The organism is Pseudomonas sp. SbOxS1 (assembly GCF_013416725.1).
GTDB lineage: Bacteria > Pseudomonadota > Gammaproteobacteria > Pseudomonadales > Pseudomonadaceae > Aquipseudomonas.
In genome coordinates this window covers 79,016-101,855 of the sequence record NZ_JAAVXC010000015.1, presented here as the reverse complement: position 1 = coordinate 101,855, position 22,840 = coordinate 79,016, and the positions used below count along the sequence as shown (strand labels likewise).

The 22,840-nt window shown below is 61.3% G+C and carries 18 protein-coding genes; 12 read left to right on the top strand and 6 right to left on the bottom strand.

Annotated elements, in window-relative coordinates; translation table 11 throughout:
• Nucleotides 1-191: 191 nt before the first annotated feature.
• The 9 genes from HFK74_RS16945 (at nucleotide 192) to HFK74_RS16905 (ending at nucleotide 9,623) form a co-directional block, all read left to right on the top strand.
• Entirely contained in the window at nucleotides 192-1,712 is a 1,521-nt protein-coding gene (locus HFK74_RS16945) for an aldehyde dehydrogenase family protein (protein ID WP_150773279.1), read from the top strand.
• Between the two features lie 238 nt (nucleotides 1,713-1,950).
• The gene (eat, locus tag HFK74_RS16940; protein ID WP_180204458.1) at nucleotides 1,951-3,321 is read left to right on the top strand and encodes an ethanolamine permease; all 1,371 of its coding nucleotides are present in this window, start codon (nucleotides 1,951-1,953) and stop codon (nucleotides 3,319-3,321) included.
• 196 nt (nucleotides 3,322-3,517) lie between these two features.
• Nucleotides 3,518-4,912, top strand: coding sequence for an ethanolamine ammonia-lyase subunit EutB (locus HFK74_RS16935; RefSeq protein WP_180204457.1), 1,395 nt, complete (start codon nucleotides 3,518-3,520; stop codon nucleotides 4,910-4,912).
• Between the two features lie 8 nt (nucleotides 4,913-4,920).
• Nucleotides 4,921-5,745, top strand: a complete 825-nt coding sequence (eutC, locus tag HFK74_RS16930; protein ID WP_180204456.1) for an ethanolamine ammonia-lyase subunit EutC — start codon at nucleotides 4,921-4,923, stop codon at nucleotides 5,743-5,745.
• Nucleotides 5,746-5,861: 116 nt separating this feature from the next.
• Complete coding sequence (locus tag HFK74_RS16925; protein WP_008059461.1) at nucleotides 5,862-6,323, top strand: N-acetyltransferase; 462 nt, start codon at nucleotides 5,862-5,864, stop codon at nucleotides 6,321-6,323.
• A 211-nt stretch (nucleotides 6,324-6,534) separates the two neighbouring features.
• Nucleotides 6,535-7,191 carry a DedA family protein gene (locus HFK74_RS16920; protein WP_180204455.1) on the top strand — a complete coding sequence of 219 codons (657 nt, stop codon included), beginning with the start codon at nucleotides 6,535-6,537 and terminating at the stop codon, nucleotides 7,189-7,191.
• A gap of 3 nt (nucleotides 7,192-7,194) precedes the next feature.
• Complete coding sequence (locus HFK74_RS16915) at nucleotides 7,195-8,007, top strand: zinc-dependent peptidase (RefSeq protein WP_180204454.1); 813 nt, start codon at nucleotides 7,195-7,197, stop codon at nucleotides 8,005-8,007.
• A gap of 113 nt (nucleotides 8,008-8,120) precedes the next feature.
• A complete protein-coding gene (gene ppa / locus HFK74_RS16910) occupies nucleotides 8,121-8,648 on the top strand; it encodes an inorganic diphosphatase (RefSeq protein ID WP_007990564.1) in 528 nt (175 codons plus the stop codon).
• Between the two features lie 228 nt (nucleotides 8,649-8,876).
• Nucleotides 8,877-9,623, top strand: coding sequence for a S24 family peptidase (locus HFK74_RS16905; RefSeq protein WP_008059465.1), 747 nt, complete (start codon nucleotides 8,877-8,879; stop codon nucleotides 9,621-9,623).
• A gap of 391 nt (nucleotides 9,624-10,014) precedes the next feature.
• Here the strand turns inward: HFK74_RS16905 and HFK74_RS16900 are convergent, their stop codons facing one another.
• Genes HFK74_RS16900 through HFK74_RS16875 form a run of 6 tightly spaced genes read right to left on the bottom strand, consistent with a single transcriptional unit; the run spans nucleotide 10,015 to nucleotide 20,189 of the window.
• Nucleotides 10,015-10,827 (bottom strand): YfaP family protein, encoded by an 813-nt coding sequence (locus HFK74_RS16900; protein ID WP_180204453.1) that lies wholly within the window; start codon nucleotides 10,825-10,827, stop codon nucleotides 10,015-10,017.
• Nucleotides 10,828-10,830: 3 nt separating this feature from the next.
• The gene (locus HFK74_RS16895; RefSeq protein ID WP_180204452.1) at nucleotides 10,831-12,462 is read right to left on the bottom strand and encodes a DUF2300 domain-containing protein; all 1,632 of its coding nucleotides are present in this window, start codon (nucleotides 12,460-12,462) and stop codon (nucleotides 10,831-10,833) included.
• A 1-nt stretch (nucleotide 12,463) separates the two neighbouring features.
• Complete coding sequence (locus HFK74_RS16890; protein WP_180204451.1) at nucleotides 12,464-17,020, bottom strand: alpha-2-macroglobulin; 4,557 nt, start codon at nucleotides 17,018-17,020, stop codon at nucleotides 12,464-12,466.
• On the bottom strand, nucleotides 17,017-17,667 hold the full coding sequence (locus HFK74_RS16885) for a DUF1175 domain-containing protein (protein WP_180204450.1): 651 nt from the start codon (nucleotides 17,665-17,667) through the stop codon (nucleotides 17,017-17,019). The genes HFK74_RS16890 and HFK74_RS16885 overlap by 4 nt, the downstream gene beginning before the upstream one ends.
• Nucleotides 17,652-19,364: a DUF2138 domain-containing protein gene (locus HFK74_RS16880; RefSeq protein WP_180204449.1), complete on the bottom strand. Its 1,713-nt coding sequence runs from the start codon at nucleotides 19,362-19,364 to the stop codon at nucleotides 17,652-17,654. The genes HFK74_RS16885 and HFK74_RS16880 overlap by 16 nt, the downstream gene beginning before the upstream one ends.
• A 36-nt stretch (nucleotides 19,365-19,400) precedes the next feature.
• Nucleotides 19,401-20,189 carry a YfaP family protein gene (locus HFK74_RS16875; protein WP_180204448.1) on the bottom strand — a complete coding sequence of 263 codons (789 nt, stop codon included), beginning with the start codon at nucleotides 20,187-20,189 and terminating at the stop codon, nucleotides 19,401-19,403.
• Nucleotides 20,190-20,467: 278 nt separating this feature from the next.
• Here HFK74_RS16875 and HFK74_RS16870 point away from each other — a divergent pair, with 278 nt between their 5' ends.
• From HFK74_RS16870 to ispA, 3 genes are all read left to right on the top strand, one after another.
• Entirely contained in the window at nucleotides 20,468-21,613 is a 1,146-nt protein-coding gene (locus tag HFK74_RS16870; RefSeq protein ID WP_180204447.1) for a Fic family protein, read from the top strand.
• Nucleotides 21,614-21,710: 97 nt separating this feature from the next.
• Nucleotides 21,711-21,953 (top strand): exodeoxyribonuclease VII small subunit, encoded by a 243-nt coding sequence (locus HFK74_RS16865; RefSeq protein WP_007970180.1) that lies wholly within the window; start codon nucleotides 21,711-21,713, stop codon nucleotides 21,951-21,953.
• On the top strand, nucleotides 21,950-22,837 hold the full coding sequence (ispA, locus tag HFK74_RS16860; RefSeq protein ID WP_180204446.1) for a (2E,6E)-farnesyl diphosphate synthase: 888 nt from the start codon (nucleotides 21,950-21,952) through the stop codon (nucleotides 22,835-22,837). Before HFK74_RS16865 ends, ispA begins: the two co-directional genes overlap by 4 nt.
• Nucleotides 22,838-22,840 lie beyond the last annotated feature (3 nt).

Sequence of the window (22,840 nt, the reverse complement as noted above, 5' to 3'; positions counted from 1 at the left end):
CATAACCGGTACAAAGTGTCACATGGACTGTACCGAAAGCGTCACAGACACCACCCGCCCGTCCGACAAAAACCACGCAAGGTCTTGATTTACCTGACCTGTAAGGCAGTGGCCCGACCTTTGCTCTACGCTTAAAGCAAGCGCACATGCGCGTCTTCCTTATAAGCACAAGAACCCAAGGAGAAACCATCATGCGTTACGCTCACCCCGGTACTGAAGGCGCTATCGTTTCGTTCAAAGCCAAATACGGTAACTACATCGGCGGCGAGTTCGTCGCGCCTGTCAAAGGTCAGTACTTCACCAATACCTCGCCAGTCAATGGCCAACCGATTGCCGAATTCCCGCGTTCCACGGCTGAAGACATCGACAAAGCCCTGGACGCCGCCCACGCGGCCGCCGATGCCTGGGGCGCCACGTCCGCCCAGGCGCGCTCGCTGGTGCTGCTGAAAATCGCCGACCGCATCGAGCAAAACCTGGAACTGCTGGCAATCACCGAATCCTGGGACAACGGCAAAGCCGTGCGTGAAACCCTCAACGCCGACATCCCGCTGGCCGCCGACCACTTCCGCTACTTCGCCGGTTGCATCCGCGCCCAGGAAGGCAGCGCTGCCGAAATCGACGGCAACACCGTGGCCTATCACATCCATGAACCCCTGGGCGTGGTCGGGCAGATCATCCCGTGGAACTTCCCGATCCTGATGGCCGCCTGGAAACTCGCCCCGGCACTGGCCGCTGGCAACTGCGTGGTGCTCAAGCCTGCGGAACAGACCCCGCTGGGCATTACCGTGCTGGTCGAGCTGATCGGCGACCTGCTGCCACCCGGCGTGCTGAACATTGTGCAAGGCTTCGGCAAAGAAGCCGGCGAAGCCCTGGCCACCAGCAAACGCATCGCCAAGATCGCCTTCACCGGCTCGACCCCGGTCGGCTCGCACATCATGAAATGCGCGGCGGAAAACATCATTCCGTCCACCGTGGAGCTGGGTGGCAAATCGCCGAACATCTTCTTCGAAGACATCATGAAAGCCGAACCGTCCTTCATCGAGAAAGCCGCGGAAGGCCTGGTGTTGGCGTTCTTCAACCAGGGCGAAGTCTGCACCTGCCCTTCCCGCGCCCTGGTGCAGGAGTCGATCTACGACGACTTCATGAAAGAGGTGATGAAAAAAGTCCTGTCGATCAAACGCGGCGACCCACTGGACACCGACACCATGGTCGGCGCCCAGGCGTCCGAGCAGCAGTTCGACAAAATCCTTTCGTACCTGGAAATCGCCAAGGGCGAAGGCGCCGAGCTGCTGACCGGCGGCAAGGTGGAAAAACTCGAGGGCAACCTGGCCAGCGGGTATTACATCCAGCCGACCCTGCTCAAGGGCACCAACAAAATGCGCGTGTTCCAGGAAGAAATCTTCGGCCCGGTGGTGAGCATCACCACCTTCAAGGACGAAGCCGAAGCCCTGGCCATCGCCAACGACACCGAGTTCGGCCTCGGCGCCGGCCTGTGGACCCGAGACATCAACCGCGCCTACCGCATGGGCCGCGCGATCAAGGCCGGTCGCGTGTGGACCAACTGCTACCACCTGTACCCGGCGCACGCCGCGTTCGGTGGCTACAAGAAGTCCGGCGTCGGCCGTGAAACCCACAAGATGATGCTTGACCACTATCAGCAGACCAAGAATTTGCTGGTGAGCTACGACATCAATCCGCTGGGTTTCTTCTAAAAACCTGGGGCGATGCAGGTATACCTGTGTCGCCCTTTCTACCGCTATCGCCAGCAGGCTAGCTCCCACATTTGCACCGCGCTCCCCTGTGGGAGCGAGCCTGCTCGCGAAGGCGTCCTTAATGACACCGCACAACTACCCTGGCCGCTCTGGCACGGGCTTTGCGTGCCCGCAGTTCACGCAAACGCAGCACCCGAAAGTCCAACAAGATCAAAAAATAAAAAAACAGCGAGGACTTATGACAACTACCACACAGCTCAAACCCACACTCGGCACCCTGCATCTCTGGGGCATTGCCGTTGGCCTGGTGATCTCCGGCGAGTACTTCGGCTGGAGTTACGGCTGGGGCACCGCCGGGACCCTCGGGTTCCTCGTCACCGCCCTGATGGTGGCAACGATGTACACCTGTTTCATCTTCAGTTTCACCGAATTGACCACCGCTATTCCCCATGCCGGCGGGCCGTTTGCCTATAGTCGGCGAGCCTTCGGTGAAAAAGGCGGATTGATCGCCGGCATCGCCACCCTGATCGAATTTGTTTTCGCACCCCCGGCCATCGCCATGGCCATCGGCGCCTACCTGAATGTGCAATACCCGGAACTGGACCCGAAAATCGCCGCCGTTGGCGCCTACTTCGTGTTCATGACCCTCAATATTCTCGGCGTCAGCATCGCCGCCACCTTCGAACTGGTGGTGACCGTGCTGGCTGTCGCCGAACTGCTGGTGTTCATGGGCGTGGTCGCGCCAGGCTTCAGCTTCAGTAACTTCGTGCTCAATGGCTGGTCGGGCGCCAACGAATTCACCATGGGCTCGATTCCCGGCATTTTCGCCGCCATTCCCTTTGCGATCTGGTTCTTCCTCGCCATTGAAGGCGCGGCCATGGCCGCCGAGGAAGCCAAGGACCCGAAACGCACGATTCCCAGGGCATACGTGAGCGGCATCCTGACCCTGGTGTTCCTGGCCATCGGCACAATGGTGATGGCCGGTGGCGTCGGCGATTGGCGTCAACTGGCAAATATCAACGACCCACTGCCCCAGGCCATGAAAGCGGTGGTCGGCAACAATTCGACCTGGATGCACATGCTGGTCTGGATCGGCCTGTTCGGCCTGGTGGCGAGTTTCCACGGGATCATCCTCGGCTACTCGCGGCAGTTCTTCGCCCTGGCCCGCGCCGGCTACCTGCCGCGCAGCCTGGCCAAGCTCTCGCGCTTCCAGACACCGCATCGGGCTATCCTGGCCGGTGGCGTGATCGGCATTGCGGCCATCTACAGCGATGGCCTGGTCAACCTGCAAGGCATGTCGCTGACGGCGGCAATGATCACCATGTCGGTATTCGGTGCCATCGTCATGTACATCATCAGTATGCTGAGCCTGTTCAAACTGCGTAAGACCGAGCCGAATCTGGAGCGCACCTTCCGCGCACCGGGTTATCCAATCGTACCGGGGATTGCGCTGTTCCTGGCGGTGGTGTGCCTGGTGGCGATGGCGTGGTTCAACACCTTGATCGGCCTGATCTTCCTCGGTTTCATGGTTGCCGGTTACCTGTATTTCCAGCTGACCGCGCGGCAACGCTCCGAAGCACCGGCGGACGCTATGCTCGAAGGTATCTAGTTGCACCGGCGCCGAGCCATGAGGCTGGCGCCTGCATTATTGAAGTGCACACCGATTCCCTGTGGGAGCGAGCCTGCTCGCGAATGCATCACCGCAGTGTAGATGCCAGACCGAGTCGCCCGCATCGCGAGCAGGCTCGCTCCCACAAGGGTCGATCGTGAACCGCAGACTTCTACATAAAAGGAGGCCCCGCCCCATGGCCGTTTATGCCCATTCCGTCGGCGCCCAGACCTACCGCTTCGAAAACCTCAAGGAAGTGATGGCCAAGGCCACCCCGGCACGCTCCGGGGACTACCTGGCCGGCATCGCCGCCCTCAATGACGGCGAGCGCGTCGCTGCGCAGATGGTGTTGGCCGACATCCCCCTGAGCCACTTCCTGCAGGAGGTCCTGATTCCCTACGAGGCCGATGAAGTCACTCGCCTGATCATCGACATCCACGATAAACAGGCGTTCGCGGTGGTCAGCCATCTCACCGTCGGCGGTTTTCGCGACTGGCTGCTCAGCGACGCCGCCGACGAACAGGTCCTGCGCGCCCTCGCCCCCGGCCTGACCCCGGAAATGGCGGCCGCCGTCTCGAAGATCATGCGCGTACAGGACCTGGTGCTGGTGGCGCAGAAAATCCGTGTCGTCACGCAGTTCCGCGGCACCCTCGGTCTGCGCGGCCGCCTGTCCACCCGCCTGCAACCCAACCACCCCACTGACGAACCGGCCGGCATTGCCGCGAGCATCCTGGATGGCCTGCTGCACGGTAACGGCGATGCCATGATCGGCATCAACCCGGCCACCGACAGCATCGCCTCAATCTGCGCCATGCTGGACATGCTCGATGCGATCATCCAGCGCTACGAAATCCCGACCCAGGCCTGCGTGCTGACCCATGTCACCACCTCGATCGAAGCGGTCAATCGCGGCGTCCCCCTGGACCTGGTGTTCCAGTCGATTGCCGGCACCGAGGCGGCCAACGCCAGCTTCGGGATCAATCTGAATGTGCTCAAGGAAGGCTATGACGCCGGGTTAAGCCTCAATCGCGGCACCCTCGGCAACAACCTGATGTATTTCGAAACCGGCCAGGGCAGCGCACTGTCGGCCAACGCCCACCACGGCGTCGATCAACAGACCTGCGAAACCAGGGCCTATGCCGTGGCCCGCCATTTCAATCCGTTCCTGGTCAACACCGTTGTCGGCTTCATCGGCCCCGAATACCTCTACAACGGCAAGCAGATCATCCGTGCCGGCCTCGAAGATCACTTCTGCGGCAAGCTGCTGGGCGTGCCGATGGGCTGTGATATCTGCTACACCAACCATGCCGAGGCCGACCAGGATGACATGGACACCCTGTTGACCCTGCTCGGGGTCGCCGGGATCAACTTCATCATGGGCATCCCCGGCTCCGACGACATCATGCTCAACTACCAGACCACCTCGTTCCACGATGCGCTTTACGCCCGCCAGACGCTGGGGCTCAAGCCTGCACCGGAGTTCGAGCAATGGCTGGCGAAAATGGGCATCTTCACGCAGCCGGACGGCAAGGTCCTCTTCGGTAACAGCCTGCCGCCGGCCTTCCGCCAGGCCTTGGCACAATTGGGATGAGTGTCGATATGGAAAAACCACCCTTTGATCCGCACAACCCCTGGCTGGAACTGCGACGCCTGACCCCCGCGCGCATTGCCCTGGGTCGCACCGGCACCAGCCTGCCCACCCGCGCCCAGCTGGACTTTCAGTTTGCCCACGCCCAGGCGCGAGACGCGGTGCACCTGCCGTTTGATCATGCATCCCTCAGAGACCAACTGGCCGAATGCGGTCGTGACAGCCTGTTGCTGCATAGCGCCGCGCCTGACCGCAACAGCTACCTGCAACGCCCCGATCTGGGGCGCAAATTGAGCGGGGAGTCGGCAAAAACACTGCGCGAATACGCCGCGGCCAATCCTGCCGGGGTCGACCTGGCCATCGTGGTCGCCGATGGTTTGTCGGCATTGGCCGTGCATCGCCACACACTGCCGTTCCTGGCGCGCTTTGCTGAGCAGAGTTCAGCCGACGGATGGTCACTGGCACCTGTAATATTGGTGGAACAGGGCCGGGTCGCGGTAGCCGACGAGATCGGCGAACTGTTGGGCGCAAAGATGACCGTGATCCTGATCGGCGAACGCCCTGGCCTGAGCTCTCCAGACAGCCTGGGACTATATTTCACCTACAATCCAAAGGTCGGCCTGACCGACGCCTATCGCAACTGCATCTCGAATGTGCGCCTTGAGGGCCTGACTTATTGCATGGCGGCACACCGTTTGCTTTATTTGATGCGCGAGGCATGCCGGCGACAGTTATCCGGAGTCAACCTGAAGGACGAAGCGCAGGTGCAAACGCTGGCGTCAGACGCAGGAGCGGACATTAAAGGAAATTTCCTACTTGATTCGCCGCAAGCCTGAACCGCTTCCGCATTGCGCTTTCTCACCTTTTTCAGGCAGGATCGACGAACGGCTGCCAGTGAGTACCCTTTGCCGCCAAAGCACGTGAAGACAGCCACTTGAAGACGAGACCTACCATGCGGATTATTCAAGCGACCCTCGAACACCTGGACCTGCTCACCCCATTGTTCGTCAAATATCGCGAGTTTTATGGCTCCCTGGCATACCCGGACTCGTCCCGGGCGTTCCTCGAGAAACGCCTGCGTCGCAAGGAGTCGGTGATCTACCTGGCCCTGTCCGATGACGACAGCAACAAACTGTTGGGTTTCTGTCAGCTGTACCCCAGCTTCTCTTCGCTTTCGCTGAAACGCGTGTGGATCCTCAACGACATCTACGTTGCCGAGGAGTCCCGCCGCCAGTTGGTGGCCGACAACCTGATCCGCACCGCGAAAAAAATGGCCAAGGAAACCAACGCCGTGCGCATGCGCGTGTCCACCAGCAGCAATAACGAAGTGGCGCAAAAAACCTACGAATCCATCGGATTCAAGGAAGACACCGAGTTCAAGAACTACGTGTTGCCGATCAGCGACGAGTTGTAAGGTCAAAAAAGATCGCAGCTTTCGGCCGAAGGCTGCGATCTTGTACTCAATACATTCCGAAATTCCCTGCTACAAACCCTACGCGCTTTTCACTTCCCAGCCCGTATAATTCCCTTCTTTCCGGCTTGTAAGAAAACTACCTCCCGTCTGTAGTCTTACGCGAAGTCATCCGCAGGCCTGCCGTTTCGGGCCGTTACCACAGGTGCCGTCCATGGATTTCAACCCGCTCGATCTCGTCCTGCATCTCGATGTCTACCTCGATTTGCTGGTCACCAACTACGGGCCATGGATCTACGCCATTCTGTTTCTGGTGATCTTCTGTGAGACCGGCCTGGTGGTCATGCCCTTCCTGCCGGGCGATTCACTGCTGTTCATCGCTGGCGCCGTCGCGGCCGGTGGCGGCATGGACCCGGTTTTGCTGGGCGGATTGCTGATGCTCGCAGCGATCCTCGGTGACAGCACCAACTACATCATCGGACGAACGGCCGGCGAGCGCTTGTTCAGCAACCCGAATTCGAAGATCTTCCGACGCGACTACCTGCAGCAAACCCACGACTTCTATGACAAACACGGCGGCAAAACCGTAACCCTGGCGCGTTTCCTGCCGATCATCCGCACCTTTGCCCCCTTCGTCGCCGGCGTCGCGAAAATGCCTTACCCGCGCTTCTTCGCCTTCAGCGTGCTGGGCACGATTCTCTGGGTCGGTGGCCTGGTCACCCTGGGCTACTTCTTCGGTAATGTGCCCTTCATCAAATCGAACCTGTCGCTGCTGGTGGTTGGCATCATCCTGCTGTCGCTGGTGCCAATGATCATTGGCGTTGTGCGCAGCCGTTTTGGCAGTTCGAACTCCAAAACCGCCTCGCGCTGAACGATGTGGTCCCTTGGCGCCTGGCGACGCCGGCGCATCCTGGCCAAGCACCCGATAGCCGACGACATGTGGCAGCGGGTGCGCCATCACCTGAGTTTCCTGGACGGCATCAGTGTCGCCGAAGACCAGTGGCTGCGCGAAGCCTGCGTACTGTTTCTACAGGACAAGCACCTGACCGCCCTCCCCGGTGTCGAACTGCATCAGGAACAACGCCTGCTGCTCGCCGCCCAGGCGCAACTGCCGCTGCTGCATCTGGGTGACCTGAACTGGTATCAGGGTTTTCACGAAATCATTCTCTACCCCGACGACTTCCTCAGCCCCCAACGCCATCGTGACGCCAGCGGGGTCGAGCACGAATGGGACGGCGAGCACAGCGGCGAAGCCTGGCAACAAGGGCCGATCATCCTGGCCTGGCCCGGCGTCATGGCCAGCGGCGGCTGGGAAGGCTACAACCTGGTGATCCACGAACTGGCGCACAAGCTCGACATGCTCAACGGCGACGCCAACGGCCTGCCCCCGCTGCACGCCGACATGCGGGTCAGTGACTGGGCCCGGGTCATGCAAGAAGCCTACGACGACCTCGACCGCCAACTGGACCGCAACCCGCACGCCGAGACCGCCATTGATCCATACGCCGCGGAAAACCCGGCCGAGTTCTTCGCCGTCACCAGCGAATACTTCTTCAGTGCCCCGGATTTGCTGCACGAGGCTTATCCACAGGTCTACGGGCAACTCAAGCTGTTCTATCGCCAAGACCCACTGGCAAGGCTGCGGCAACTTCTGGCCGAAAACCCTGTCTATCAGGCACACGACTAAGGTCTACACGACTTCTGGTACGTGGCGTCGCCGTAGGAATATGCCTATAATCGCCGCCACTTTTTGGTCAATCCGGCCAAGTGTTTCTGGTCAACTAACGGGGGCAACGCCCAATGAGCTACAGCAAGATTCCGGCTGGCAAAGACCTGCCGAACGACATCTACGTCGCGATCGAGATTCCGGCCAACCACGCGCCGATCAAATACGAAATCGACAAAGACAGCGATTGCCTGTTCGTTGACCGTTTCATGGCCACCCCGATGTTCTACCCGGCCAACTACGGTTACATCCCGAACACCCTGGCAGACGACGGTGATCCCCTCGACGTGCTGGTCGTGACCCCTTACCCGGTTGCTCCAGGTTCGGTGATCCGCGCGCGTCCAGTCGGCATCCTGAACATGACCGACGATGGCGGCGGCGATGCCAAAGTGATCGCGGTCCCACACGACAAGCTGTCCCAGCTGTACGTCGACGTGAAGGAATACACCGACCTGCCAGCGCTGCTGATCCAGCAGATCGAGCACTTCTTCGCGAACTACAAAGATCTCGAAAAAGGCAAATGGGTGAAGATCGAAGGCTGGGCCGGTGCAGACGCCGCCCGCGAAGCGATCACCAAGTCGGTTGCCGCCTATAAAGGCTAAGCGCAGCTGCAGGCCTTGAGCCTCCCGCTTCAAGAAGAACCCCGGTTATCCGGGGTTTTTTTTGGACGCCTGTAAAGCCGATTTAAACAATTCGTTTATCTCGCTGCACTCCCAGGTTTTCATGTTTATTTTTTACCCAACACGTCTCACATCCAGTCGTAAATTTCCCGCGAAATTTGAACGAGTCGTTTATTCAAAGCCCTGACCGGCGCCAGTAGACTCCCGTTCATGAAAAAGAACACTAGCGGCCCACGGTTTAAAGCGCTCCTTGAAGCAGCGAACATCACGACTACAGGATTTGCCGAATTCCTGGATACGGCTCCGCAAAATGTACACAACTGGTACACCCGCGGTGTACCCGCTCACTGCATGGAAGAAGTCGCCCGGAAACTCTCGGTCAACAGCGACTGGCTGAAAACCGGCGAAGGCTCGAAAGACGCCAGGCACCTGCGCCTGGTCGACGACACCGGCTACACCTTCGACGCCCAGGCGATCCGAGGCGTCTACACGGTGGTTGAGCCCACCGACATCGAATTGCCCTTCTACAAGGAAGTGATCACGGCCCCAGGTTCCAACAAGACCCACGTCATCGAAGACCGTGAACAATGCCTGCGCCTACCCCGCAGCCACCTCGACTCCCTGGAAATCAATCACACCGACGCCATCGCAGCCGCCATGATCGGCAACAGCATGGCCGAGAAAATCGATGATGGCTCCACCCTCGCGATCGATCGCGGGCTAACCCAGATTATCGATGGCGAGATCTACGCGATCGAACATGACGGCATGCTGCGCATCAAATACCTGCACCGATTGCCGGGCAACTCCCTGCGCTTGCGCAGCCATAACCGCGCGGATTACCCGGATGAAATCTTCAGGCCCGCGCAAATCGAAGAGCAAAACATCAGGGTGCTGGGCTGGGTGTTCTGGTGGTCGACCCTGAACAAACGACGGCCACCGCTGCCGTTTCTGTAGCACCCAGGCGTTTTCATCGCTCCCTCAGGTATGACGTACCACTGTAGGAGCGAGGCTTGCCCGCGAATACGCCAGTCGATTCACCAAAAATCGCCAACCCGATCCCCCCCAACCCGAACATCCAGGAAACCCCTTCTCACACACCAGACTGGGAATTTCACAAAAAAATCAGTATGCTGCGCCCCACATTTGCGTATCGACCCGCCAAGCGGCCCTGATCGCACCGACAAGGCAGATGACTTTCTCGCCAAGTCCCACAGCCGGACGCAAGATCCGGGTGTACGTTTTGAAGGCTGGCGCGGTTTACCAAAAATGAACCAAGCCAGTCCCCGAGAAGCCGGCCACAAGCCGGCTTTTTAATGCCCGCAAGAACGTGGTCCAACGATTCCCCTCACGGATAACTAAACGACTTCACCAACGTCAACTCCCCCACCGCCCGCATCGGCACCAAGAACGTCTCCATCTTCTCGCTCGGCGTCCCTTCCTCCGTTATCACCGTCACCTGCGCCGTCGTCAGCGGCTGAACCGCATCCTCCTGCCCTTCCTCATCACTGCGATACCCACCGCCAAAGTAATTCACATACACCAGATACTGCCCCTTGATCGGCGCCGGCATGGCAAAGATTTCCGGGCCGTAGCCGGTAGTGACGTCAACGTCGAGGGCGGCTCCGTTTGGCACGGCGCGGTCGCCGTACCAGATGTGGGCGCCGTCGGGGGTGATGAGGTGCAGGTCGAGGTCGGTGCCGTCGCTGTCCCAGGCCAGCAGGACGCGCAGCTTGGCGGGTGTGGCGCCGACGCTGGTGTTGAGGAACTGGGTTCGGCGGCGCTGCTGGCCGTCAGGGCTGCGGACTTCGACGCTGTTGCTGCCGTTGGGGAATGAGAATGGCCGATCGAAGCCGCCCGCTGGATCGATTTTCAGGGGCATGCTGACGCCGTTGACGATCAGCCGTCCGGGTTCGCCGTTTTTCGGTGCTGCCTTGATCTGGCCTTTGATGCGCGCGGTGTTGGCCTGCCCCGCCGGGGTGTTCACCGATGAAGCCGGGTAGTTGACGGTCTGGCGGAAGCTTTCCCCCTCGCCTTCAGGAGCGCCGGTTCGCCAGCCGCCAGAGGGGGTGTCGAGTTTGACACTGTCGGCGGCGGTTGCCGGCGATAGCACGGCGAACGCGCAGAGCAGCAGCAAGACCTGTGGATAACGATCTGTCATGGCCTATTCCAGCAAGAGGTGGCGGGCGAGCCCTTCGATGTAGGTTTCATCCTGGCCGTTGGGGTGTGCTTCGAAGGCCAGGTGCAGGTATTCGTGGGTCAGGTCGAGGCGGTCCTGCAGCGAGAGCACGCCGCGTGCGTAAATACGCTGGCGTTCGCGGTCGACGAAGGGCCGGCCGAATGCCAGGCGGCATACGGCGAAGGTGCTGACTTCGTTGTAGCCGACTTCGCTTTCAAGACGGGGTCGCCATCCGCGGCGCTGCTTTTGCAGCCAGTCTTGCGCGGCGGGCAGCCCTTCGCAGGAGGCAACAGGATTGTCCCAGCGGCTGAGGTTGGCCCTTGGGTACGCGTGGAGCAGGATGGCGTCGTAGCGCTGACCGGCGTTGGCTTGCTCCACAGCTTGTTGCCAGGACAGTCTGTCGAGACCTGGTTGGTTGGAGTGGTAGGTCACGCTGCTGCCGGCGAGCACCAGGTCGCTGGTCCACGAGGCAATGCTGCGCGCCTGCGCCGAGGCCGGGCGTGGCGCGACGCGTTGGCGCTGGCTGCTGTCGTCGATGCTCAGGCAATCACCGCGGCGCGTGGCGTTTTGCAGCAGGTAGGTGCGGATGGCCACGGCCAGGGCCTTGGCGGCTTCAGCGGGTTCGGCACTGGCTTCACGCTGCAGCACACGGGCGACATACTCTTCACGGTCCAGGCGCGCAACCAGTTTGGGTGAAGGGCCGTCGTTGAGCAGAAACAGTTCGCCGTCACTGTGGATATCCAGTTGGTTGCCGTTGACGAACTCGACACGGTAGTCGCCCTGCAACTGGCGGGACGACATGACAGGGTCACCTGACACCACCCGCTGCAGTGGATAGCGGGAGAACAGGTCGACCTCGACGCACTTCCCCGCCTCCGCCGGCCAGGATGTCGGCAGCACCCTCGCCAACGCCTGGGCGTAATCGCGCAGGACCCGCTGGCTGGTTCCGCGCCCTCCCGCCCAGATCGGCGTGCCATCCGCCGTCCAACCGGCGAACCCACCCTGGCGCGACGCCGCATCCCGATCCCCCAGCCAGCTCCAGGTCTTTACCCGCAAGCGGCTGCCGAGCTCGCCCACGACGTTGCCATCCGCCGCGTTCAACAACACATCCAGCAACACGCGACGCGCCTGGTCCTGCGCCGGCATCGCCGCCAACATACGCAACAATTCCACCACCGGAACCCGGGTGGCGGGCTGCAAAGATGGCAAGTCCAGCAGCCACTCTGGTGCCTGTCGTGCCTGCCAATATTCACGCCAGGCGCCAGGGTCGAGCGCAAGACGCGCCGGTTCGAAATACAGCCCGCAGGACTTCACCAACGCCTGATCCCGTTCGATCGTGCCACCGGCGGCGCAGCAATAGACTTCCTCTTTCGACTGCCCGTGACAGTTATACGCCGGCTCACGCGCACCGGTATCCACCAGCCAGTCGTAAACAAACAGTTTCCAGACACTGCCCAAGGGTGCCTGCAGACTGTCGGATAACGGTTCGCGGGATATCAGCTGCGTGCGGCTCAACGTCAGTAATTGATCCTTGAACGCCAGCCGCAACGGTTCTTCCTGCGCGGTGGCCAGCGCGGGAATCAGACTCAGCAGCAACCAGACCCAAGGCCGACGCATATCAGTGAACCGTCACCTGACCGAGCGCCGGTTTCTGCTCCTGGGCTTGATGCTGTGGCGCGTACACTTGGGTGAAGCGCGCTGGCGGCAGGCTGAACTGGCCTTTCTGCGAAAAACGCACCAGATGACGCAAGCGCAGTTCACCGCTCAAGGCATCCACCGGCACTGCATAGGCCATTTGTCCCGGTTCGAAACGGGCCTTCTCCAGCGCTGTCGGTTCGGTCCCGGCCTTGCCCATGAGCTTGATGCCCCAGGTCGTGCGTTCGACATCCGCGCCCGGTGGCAGCGGCACTTCGAGCAGGCCATAACGCAAGGGCCTGGCGGCTTTGCTGGTCAGGATCACTTCGTCGAGATACAGGTTGTCGCTGGACAAGGGAGCACTGCCGACCGGCTGCAGTTTGAAGGTGAAGGCTTCATCGCCCGGCACCAGACGCGACAGGCGACGGGTTATGGTCACAGGCAGCGGATCGACCGCTGGCTGTTTGCTCTGGAAACTCAACGCGGCGCTCAGCGGACGCTCCTGCGCACCGCTCAGCGACAACACGCCGGGGACCTGCGCGCCTTGCCATGTCCAATAGACTTCACCCGTCGCGCCCAGCTCCTGCTTCCAGCCATCGCCCGGTTTCAGGGCTACAGCCGGTGCGGCCTGTTCAATGCTGCGTTGCAACCAGGTCAGTGCCAATGCACGTTCCAGCGTGGATTGCTGTGGCAGCAAACGCAGCAACAACGCTTGCGCATGCGCCTGATCGAACGGCTGCAGCGATGCATTCAGCGCTTCGGCAAAGGGCTCGGAGCTGGTGGCCAGTCGCTGCTGTGCGTCAGCCAATTGCCGTTTGAATGCGGCCGGCAGAGCGACCTTCGATTGCCCGGCCAGTGAAGCACTCAATGCCCGCGCAGCGGCCAGGCCCAGCGCCGAGTCCGGATCAGTCATGACCAGGCTATCGCCAGCCACATCCATGACGTTTGCGGCACTGCCCTCACCGGCGCGCATCAGGTCTTCCATCAATCCGCTGAGCAAAGTGTCAACCGGCAATTGCATCTGCCTGGCGAACGACAGAATCAGCGCCCGTTGCAACAGCGGCGTGTTCTTCGCCTGTTTCGCGTACACCTCCAGCACCCGCTGCCAGTGCTCCGGCGGTAGGTTCAGTTGCAGCACCCGGCTGGCGTGCCAGTCGGCGTAGTACGCGTAGGCGGTGAGAAACGCGTCCGGTTCGCCGTCCATGCCCCACCAGGTGAAGCTCGCCGAAGGGCCGGCCATTTGCACCAGGCGCAGGCGGCTGTTCTGCATGATCAGGCGCAGGCGATCGCGAACCTGCGGGTTCGACGACAAGGCTGGATAGGCGATGCTCAGCGGCAGCAATTGACTGGCGGTTTGCTCGACGCCGCCGTACGGGTAGCCCAGCAGATCATCGAGGGCAGAACGGAACAGCGCTTGCGGGCTGTCATCCAGGCGCAGACGAATATCCGATGCATCCGCCGGCAGGCTCAACGGCGTGTCTGCGCTGGTCACGTCCAGGCGCTGGCTTTGCGTGACTTGCCAACCTTCGCCGGTTGCATTGAGGTGCACGGCCAAAGCATCGACGGTTTTGCCGTCCTGCGTGAGTTCCGCGCTCCAGTCGCCATTGACCAACCCGAACGCGGGCAACGGTATGTAGTTGATGCCGCTGTCGAGCGTGACGGGAACCCGCTGTTCGCTGCCCGCGTAATGAATGACCAGCTCAGCCTTGACCTGGTTTTGCGCCTGGCTGAAAGCAAACACACCGAGATCCGGTTTGTCGCCATCGCGGAAACGGGTCGGCCCGCTCCACTTCAGGTACAGCGGTTTCTCCGAGCGCACGAACTGCTTCTTCTGTCCGACCTGGCCGTCATCGGCGATGGCCCGGGCGGTGATGCGCCAGCGGGTCAGTGAGTCCGGCATCCTGAAGGTGAAACGGGTCTTGCCGTTGGCGTCGGTCACAAGCTCCGGTTGCCAGGCGGCGGTGTCGACGTCTTCGCGACGGGGACGCTCCAGCACTTTCACACCGCGCTCGCTGCGGTTGGCTTTGCCGGGCGCGCCAGGGCTGCCGGGCAACGCGACGTCGTAGCTGATGAACGAAAGACTGGCGCTGGTGCGCACGTTGTTACGTCGCGGATGGTAGAAGAACTGGTCGATGGTCGGCGCGATTTCCGGTTGCAAGGCGTAGACCATTTCGTCGACCACACTGACCGTCAGATGCGCCGGGATCGGCTTGCCGGCGAACTGCGTGGTCAGGTCCACCGACACGGTGTCGCCGGGTCGGTAGGTCTCTTTGTCAGTGGCGATGGCCACGTCTATCTGCGGCGTGATCACCTTGATGCCGGCGTTCTGGAAACTGTACTGACCACCCTTGGTGTACAGCACCGAGAACGTCAGGTTCGGCGCGAAGCTGTCCTGCACCGCAATGCGTGCGCGGTATTGGGTGTCGCTGAGTTTTTCCAGCTTCAGCCAGTCGCCGCCCTTGGACAGCAGCGCCGTGGCCTCGACCTTGTCGCGCTCCAGCGACAGCAGCGCATCGCTGATCGGCTCAGGGAAGGTGATCAGCGCCAGTGCTTCATCGCCGGCCTTGTACTCGGGTTTGTCGAGGACGATTTCCACGGTTCCGGGTACCGCCTTGACGCCCTCGCCGGTGACGGAATGCCCCGTGGCGCCGAGCGTTCGGCCATGGGCATCCTTGAGCGTCAGGTTGTAGGTGCCCGGGCGCTCGAAAGCCAGGGTGAAGCCCTTGTCGGTTGCCGCGAGCCTGCTTTCGCCAGTGCTCTGGTCTTCCAGGCGAACCCAGCCATAACTGCTGGGCGTGACCGCCTCAGCCTGCTCGCTTTCATTGACGTAGCTGAACACAACTTTGTCGCCCACCGCACTGAAGCGCTGCGGAGCACTCAAGCGAAAATTCGCCGCACCGCGGTCGATGAGGATTTCCTTCGTGGTCTTGACCCGAAACGCCGCGCCATCGCTGGCGAACACGGTGAGCATGTAGCGGCTCGGTTTCTCGGCGGCCGGCAAATCGAGGACGGCATTGCCCTTGGCGTCGGTGGTCAGTTCGGTGCTGGTCAGCTCCACCGGGAATTGCCCGAGGTATTGCAGCTCGTTGTCGACCATCGACAGTTGCTGGGCGCGCAGGCTCAAGGTCAGCCTGGCGTTGGCCACCGGTTTGCCGTCCGGATAGAGCAGCACCAGGTTGCCCTTGACCGGCTCGCCAGTGCGGTAATCCTGCTTGGCCAGGTTCAGGGAAATCTCGAAGTGCGGCTTGATGTATTCAGCCACGCGAAAGGCGCTGCTGTAGGCCTGGTCCTTGTAGTTGAAACGCAACTCGTAGCCACCGGCCACCGCATTGTCGGGCAACTGGAAACGGCCTTGGGTGCCGGCCTTGGAATCGAGCTTCAAATCGAGGGTTTGCAGCGCCGTACCGGTCGCATCCAGCACGGTCACGTTAACGTCGGCCGCGACGGGCTGCACTGAATCCCGGGCATTCTTGAACTCGCGCCCGACGATTTTCAGCGACACCCAATCCCCCGGCCGGTAGAGCGGGCGATCAGTGAAGGCAAAGAGTTTGGTGTCGTAGATTTCGCTGTCGTAGTAGAAGTTTTCCGAGACGAAAACGCCGCCCTCTTCGTCCTCGCCAATCACGAACGAGCGCTCGGGACTGACGTGTTTCAGGCGCAACAAACCATCGGCATCGGTCGCGCCGCTGCTCATCACACCCAGGCCATCGGTCCACAGCACGTTGACCTTGGGCACCGAACTGCCCTCGTGTTTGCGCGCGGTCCACACCAGCAATTCATCCCCGGCAATCTTGCTCACCGCCACGGTGTTGGAGACAAAGACCATGGTGGTTGCGCGGTACTTGCCGATCAGCGCTTCCACCAGGTACAGCCCCGGTTTCAAGTTGCCCAACGGGATGTAGACGTTGCCCGGCGCAACACTGACGAACTCACTGGAAGACCCGGCGAGGTTCACGCCTTCAGGCGGCTGGATGGGTTTGGCTTGCCACAGCGGATAACGAAACTGACTGACCACCGGCAGGCCCGGAATCAGTGCGAATTGTGGCTGTGCGTCGTAGGGCGTTGGCGCGGCCATGGCGCTACCCATCTTCAGTTCCGGTACTTCCTCGGTGACTTGTTTACGCGACTCGTAGGAAAACGCCCGCTGCATGACCCGACGGGATTTTCGGTACCAGTTGTCCCACAGGTAGGCGAGCGTATTCGACAGGCCTTCGCCCTTGAACTGGCCGTCACTGACGACCCGGTGCAGGTTCTTCTGGCGCTTGAGGAAGTCCAGCGGCTTGTCGATGCGATACACGCGAATGTCGGCGCCGCCGTAGGGTTCCATGCGCAGGCGACGGTAGTCGCGACCCGGCGCTTCAAGGCGAACCATCGCCTGTTCGTCGCTGGCGAAACTGCTGTCGGCCAGCAGGAAAAAACTTTCACCGGCCACCGGCGTGTAGCCGCTGGGCTCCACGGTGTCGTCGGCGTTGACCGTCGAAAATGGCAGCAGCAAAACCAACAGCAGAGGCAGAAGACGCAGCATGCGGGCACCCATCATTGGGAGAGAAAATTCAGTCGATAGACGCCGATGAAGTTGGGGTTGGCTGCATCGGGTATCCATCGGGTGTCCTTCCATGTCATGAGTTGTTGCAGGCTTGCCGAACGCATGCCGTTGTCGGTGGGAGTCGTGGTGCCGGTGTGATAGGCGATGTAGCGGCCCATCCAGATCATCAGGTGCTGGTCGTCGCCTTGGTCGAAAAACATCAGGTCGCCGGGGCGCGCCTGTGCGACATCGCGGCCAACCAGCCGGCTGTTGAACTGGATCAGCTTGATTGCGTTGACGTAGGGTCCGACCTTGCCGCCACCCTGTTGCCACTGCTGGGCCAGGCCGCGCTGGGCCGCACTCAATTGCAGCTCCGGCGGCAGGTAGCGGTTGGACAGGCCATTGCTGCGCAGCCATTTGTCGTCATGGACTTTCAGCGCTTCGTTGGCGGCAAAACGCACCAGCCCCGCGCAGTCCTGCTGATACCAGCGCGGGCTTGGGCCCCGGCTCAGTTGCTCCTGGGCGATGCGCACGAACCAGGCCCGGAACACCTGGGATTGCTGCGGATCGAGCGCCGGCGTTTCGATCGCCCGGGCGCCCGCGCTCAACAGCAAAACGAGCACGCCGAGGCTGCGGATCAATACGTTCACAGGGCTTTCCATTGCAGCGGCAACCATTGCCAGTGGCCATCGGGCTCGCTGCCCTCGGGCAGGGTCAGGGCGTACTTGCCGTATCCGCCGAGCTTGTGCAGTTTGGGGATCAGGTAGGTTTGCGCCGCGTTGTAGAACACCGGTTCCATGTCTTGTGGCAGGCTGTCGAGGGTTTCGCGCTGCATCAGTTGCGCCATGGCGTCCGGGCCGAAGTACACCGGCATCAGCAGATCCTTGGGCACCACGTCGGCCATCGGCGGGAAGCGTTTGTCGAGGGTGCCAAGGGCCTTGTCCAGCAGCTTGTCATCGAGGGAAAACAGCAGCGTCGAACCGTGCCGCGCCAGGCTGACGTTCATGAATGCCTTGCCGGTGATCGCATCGGGATTCTCGGCATCCTTGGCCGCATAGGGACCGAAACTGGAGCTGACCTGACGCTGCCACTGGCGGTTGTTGCCAAGCTGCTTCTCGACCACCGGGAACGCGTGCTCATCGACCTTGCTTTCATAAGCGCCGACCATCGAGCCGAACAGCTTGCCCAGTTCGCCATCGAGGCTCGCGCTGTCTTCATCCTTGAGGCTGGCCACCAGCAATGGCGTGTACAGCCGCGAATCGGCGTACCAGCACAGGCCCGCCGCGCCGGCCATGTGCTCGGTCAACGCCTGGGCCGCAGTATCATCAGCACCGAGCTTGAGCAGCAACGGTTTCTGTTGTTCGGCGGCCAGCGGCAGAGCCACGCAAGCGCTGGCGCCCATGGGCATGGCTTGCCAGATCGGTTTGAAATCGAAGTCCGGTTGGTCGTCCAGTTCATCCATGGCCAGGAAGCTGTGCCAGCCCTTGTCATCCATGTCGAAGCGCAGCCCGGCGAAATTCGGGATGAAGCGCTGGTACCCCATCGCCAGCACGCTGGCATTGACCGATAGCCGCTGTTTCACCTCTGGCGCGCGTGGTTGCAGGCCAAAGGCTTCGGGGAACAGTTTGTCACCGTTGAGCAGCGCGGCGATGGCTTGGGTCGAGACGCTGCCCGATTCCTGCGTCGCCCCGCTTTGCGGATCGTAGAGTTTGACCGGATTGGACAACACCACCAGTTTGTCGCCATGGGAGGCAAACAGCAGCGCCTTGCTGGCGTTGTAGGTGAGTTGATAAAGCGCCACGTCGTCGTTGCCGACTTTGACGTCTGCGAGCTTGCTCAACTGCGAATCATCCAGCGCCACCTTGGCCAGCGGCTCCAGCACCTTGGCCAAGCCACCGCGATCCATCACCAGCAGGAAATCCTTGAGCCGGCCATCCGCCCCGCGCCATAACGCAACATCCGCCGGTTGATCGAACAGTTGCTCGATCAGCGTGTCCTGCAACTTCAGGTCGTGCTCGTAGATGATCCGCCGCAGGCTGCCGATCAGTCCGAGGCGATCGGCGTGGGTTTCGTAATAGAAGACGAAATCTTCGGTCAGGGTTTCCTTGAGGAACGGCACCGCCAGCAGGTCCTTGGGCAACTGGCTCAGGGAGTGGGTTTCGAGCAAGCCATCGGGGCGACTCATGCCGAGTTTTTCCGCCGCCAGTTGTGGTGCCGGGGCTTTGCTTTTCTGCATCAGCCAGCCCAAGCCGGCGGCCACGCCCACGACCAGACACAAGCCCGCGACAATGGCCGGCCAACGGCGGGACGGCTTGGCGCTCGGTGTGTCGGCGGCTGGGGAAACAGTGTTATCGCTCATTTCACAAAACCCGAAGTCATCCGTGGAGCGGGATGCTTAATAGTTGAAAGTCTTGACCAGCAGCAGGTCACCGATTGCGCGCAGGGGCACGATGAAGGTTTCGCGTTTTTCGTCGACGGTGTTTTCGTTCAGCACCAGGTTGATCTGCGAGGTGATGACCTCGTTCTGGTTGCTGGTCTCATCGAAGTTATAGCCGCCGCTACCGAAGTTGCCCCAATAGTTGACGTAAACCAGATAGGTGCCATGCAGCGGCGCGGTCATGGTGAACATTTCCGGACCGGGGCCATCGACGCCGTCCGGGTCCAGGCCACCGCCATTGCTCATCGCCGGCCGTGCCCAGAACGCGTGCTGGCCGTCGGGGGTCACGATGTGCAGGTCGAGTTCGGCTTTCGGATCATCCCAGCCCAGCACCACGCGAATCCGCGCCGGGGTGCGCAGGTTGTTGGCTTCATAGAACTGCACACGCTTGAGCGACTGGCCCTCGGCACTGCGCACTTCCACGCTGTTGGAACCAGCGCCGAACGCATACGGCCGGGCGAAACGACCCTGGTCGTCGGTGTACAGGTTCAGAGGATTTCCGTTGACCGCCAACGTGTGGGGTCCACGTTGCGTGCCGATGGCCTTGAGCTGGCCCTGGATCATCGTGCGATTGCGCTGCACACCGCGGTCGATGGGCGGCGTGGGATAGGCGACTTGCGGGTTTTCCGTGCGGTCCAACAAACCGTTGAAACGCCAGCCGCCCACCGGGTCCGACAACTCGGCACTCGGCGCGGCCAGGGCGGGCGCACAGACCCACCCGATCAGCAGCAAAAGAAATGAGCGCATGTGACGCCTCCTGCCATGCATGACGAAACCTTGCGCCTGATCCTCGGCGCGTTACAGATGGGGATACTGCGTTTCGTCTGAAAGACCCATGACGTTCGGGTCGTAGATGGCGCGAAGGTTAGACGCTCAGTCAGCGCCTAACAATCAGATCTGTCTGAAAATGCGGTGGGAATCACGCACATGGCTGGACGATGAGCCGAATAACGATCATATTCGGCTCATAACATGAGCCGATTAGCCTCTCTAATCGGCTCACACCCCCCAAGAGTAGCGAGTTCATGGCACCTTTCTGGATCTGGCAACAGCCCGATTGGCCGAATTTTTCCTGGAATGCCGAGCATTTGGCGCCGTTGCTGCGCGAGTGCGTCCAGGCACAAGGTCGATTGATGGGCATGGCCAGTTCCGTGGGCGCCTCGCTCAGTGCGCAGAGCGAACTGGATGCGTTGCTGCAAAATATCGTCACCTCGTCCGCGATTGAAGGTGAGCAGCTGAATGTTGGCTCGGTGCGCTCTTCATTGGCGCGGCGCCTAGGGCTGGAGCAGCTTGATGGCAATCATGTCAGCCAACGCAGCGAAGGCCTGGCGCAATTGATGCTCGATGCTACACAGCACTTCGAGGAACCACTCACACTGGAACGATTGCTGGATTGGCATGCGTGGTTGTTTCCTGATCAGGATACCGCCCTCGCCACCCGGAGCATGCGTGTTGGTACATTGCGCGGAGATGATCCAATGCAAGTGGTGTCCGGCCGCCTCGACAGGCCGACCGTTCACTTCGAAGCGCCACCACGCCATGGCCTCGAGCGCCAGGTCGACAGTTTCCTCGACTGGTTTGAAAGCAGCCGGAATCAGACGGGACTCGACCCGTTACTGCGGGCCGGGGTCGCGCATTTCTGGTTCGTCACGCTTCACCCTTTTGATGACGGCAATGGCCGACTGACTCGAACCATTACCGACCTAGCACTGGCTCAGGGCGAGGCTCAGGCGATTCGTTTCTACGCCATGTCGGCGAGCATCCTGGAAGATCGGTCTGGCTATTACCGCGTGTTGGAAAACAGCCAGAAAGCCACCCTCGACATCACCGAATGGCTGGCGTGGTTTCTCCAGACCTTGTTGCGCAGTTTGCAGCAGGCCATGACGCGGATCGAGTCGGTGCTGGGCAAGGCCCGCTTCTGGCAGGCGCACCGGCAATCCGGGCTGTTGGCCGAGCAGACCAAGGTGCTCAATCGCTTGCTCGATGGTGGGGAGCGTGGATTCGAAGGCGGGATCAGCGCCGCGCAATATCAAACTGTGGCGAAAGTATCCAAAGCCACCGCGACTCGCCATCTGGCTGAACTGCTGGAAAAGGGCTGCCTGCAGCGCCTGCCCGGCGGCGGGCGCAGCACCCGGTATCGGATCAGACACCCCGATGACGCGCTCACCTGAACCCCGAATCCATGGTTCCGAGCACCCCGCTCATTTGCCCATAAACCCCCTATCTGCTAGTGTCGCGCCGGTTTAACGTCAACCGGAAATCGCCGCCATGGCCCGCAAAAAAGCTGCACTGGATTTCGAACAGTCCCTCGCTGACCTGCAAACGCTGGTAGAGCGTCTGGAGAATGGCGAATTATCGCTGGAAGACTCGCTGGCCGCTTTCGAGCAAGGCATCGGCCTGACCCGCGATTGCCAGGCGGCGCTGGCCCAGGCCGAGCAAAAGGTTCAGGTGCTGCTCGAGCGTGATGGCGAGTTGGCCGAGGAACCCTTCGACGCGGATCAACCAGAATGATTGCAGCGTATTCGGCGACCAGCCAGGCCCGCGTCAACGCCGCCATGGAAACCCTGTTTGTCGCGCCTGGCCCTGAGCTGGCGCGCTTGTACGAAGCCATGCGCTATAGCGTGATGAACGGCGGTAAACGCGTGCGCCCGCTGCTGGCCTACGCCGCCTGCGAAGCGCTGGGCGGTAAGGCCGAGCAAGCCAATGGCGCGGCCTGTGCGGTGGAGCTGATCCACGCCTATTCGCTGGTGCACGACGATTTGCCGGCCATGGACGACGACGATCTGCGTCGCGGCCAGCCGACTACCCACAAGAAATTCGATGAAGCCTGCGCGATCCTCGCTGGCGATGGCTTGCAGAGCCTGGCGTTCAGCGCCCTGCTCGACCCACGCCTGAGCAATGCCGACGCAGAGATCCGCCTGCAAATGGTCAGTGCGCTGGCATTGGCGGCAGGTCCGGCGGGCATGGTTGGCGGCCAGGCCATCGACCTTGGCTCCGTCGGCCTGAAGCTCGACCAGAAAGCCCTCGAATACATGCACCGGCACAAGACCGGCGCGCTGATCGAAGTCAGCGTCAAGCTTGGCGCCCTGGCCAGTGGCCACGCCGAGAAGGACGAACTCAAGTCCCTCCAGACTTATGCACAGGCCATCGGCCTGGCCTTCCAGGTCCAGGACGACATTCTCGACGTCGAAAGCGATACCGAAACCCTCGGTAAACGCCAGGGCGCCGACATTGCCCGCGACAAGCCAACCTACCCGGCCCTGCTCGGCCTCGACGCCGCCAAGGCCTACGCCCTGGAACTGCGCGATCAGGCGCTGCATGCGCTGCGACCGTTTGACGCGGCTGCCGAGCCATTGCGTGAACTGGCCCGCTACATCGTCGAGCGACGTAGCTGACGG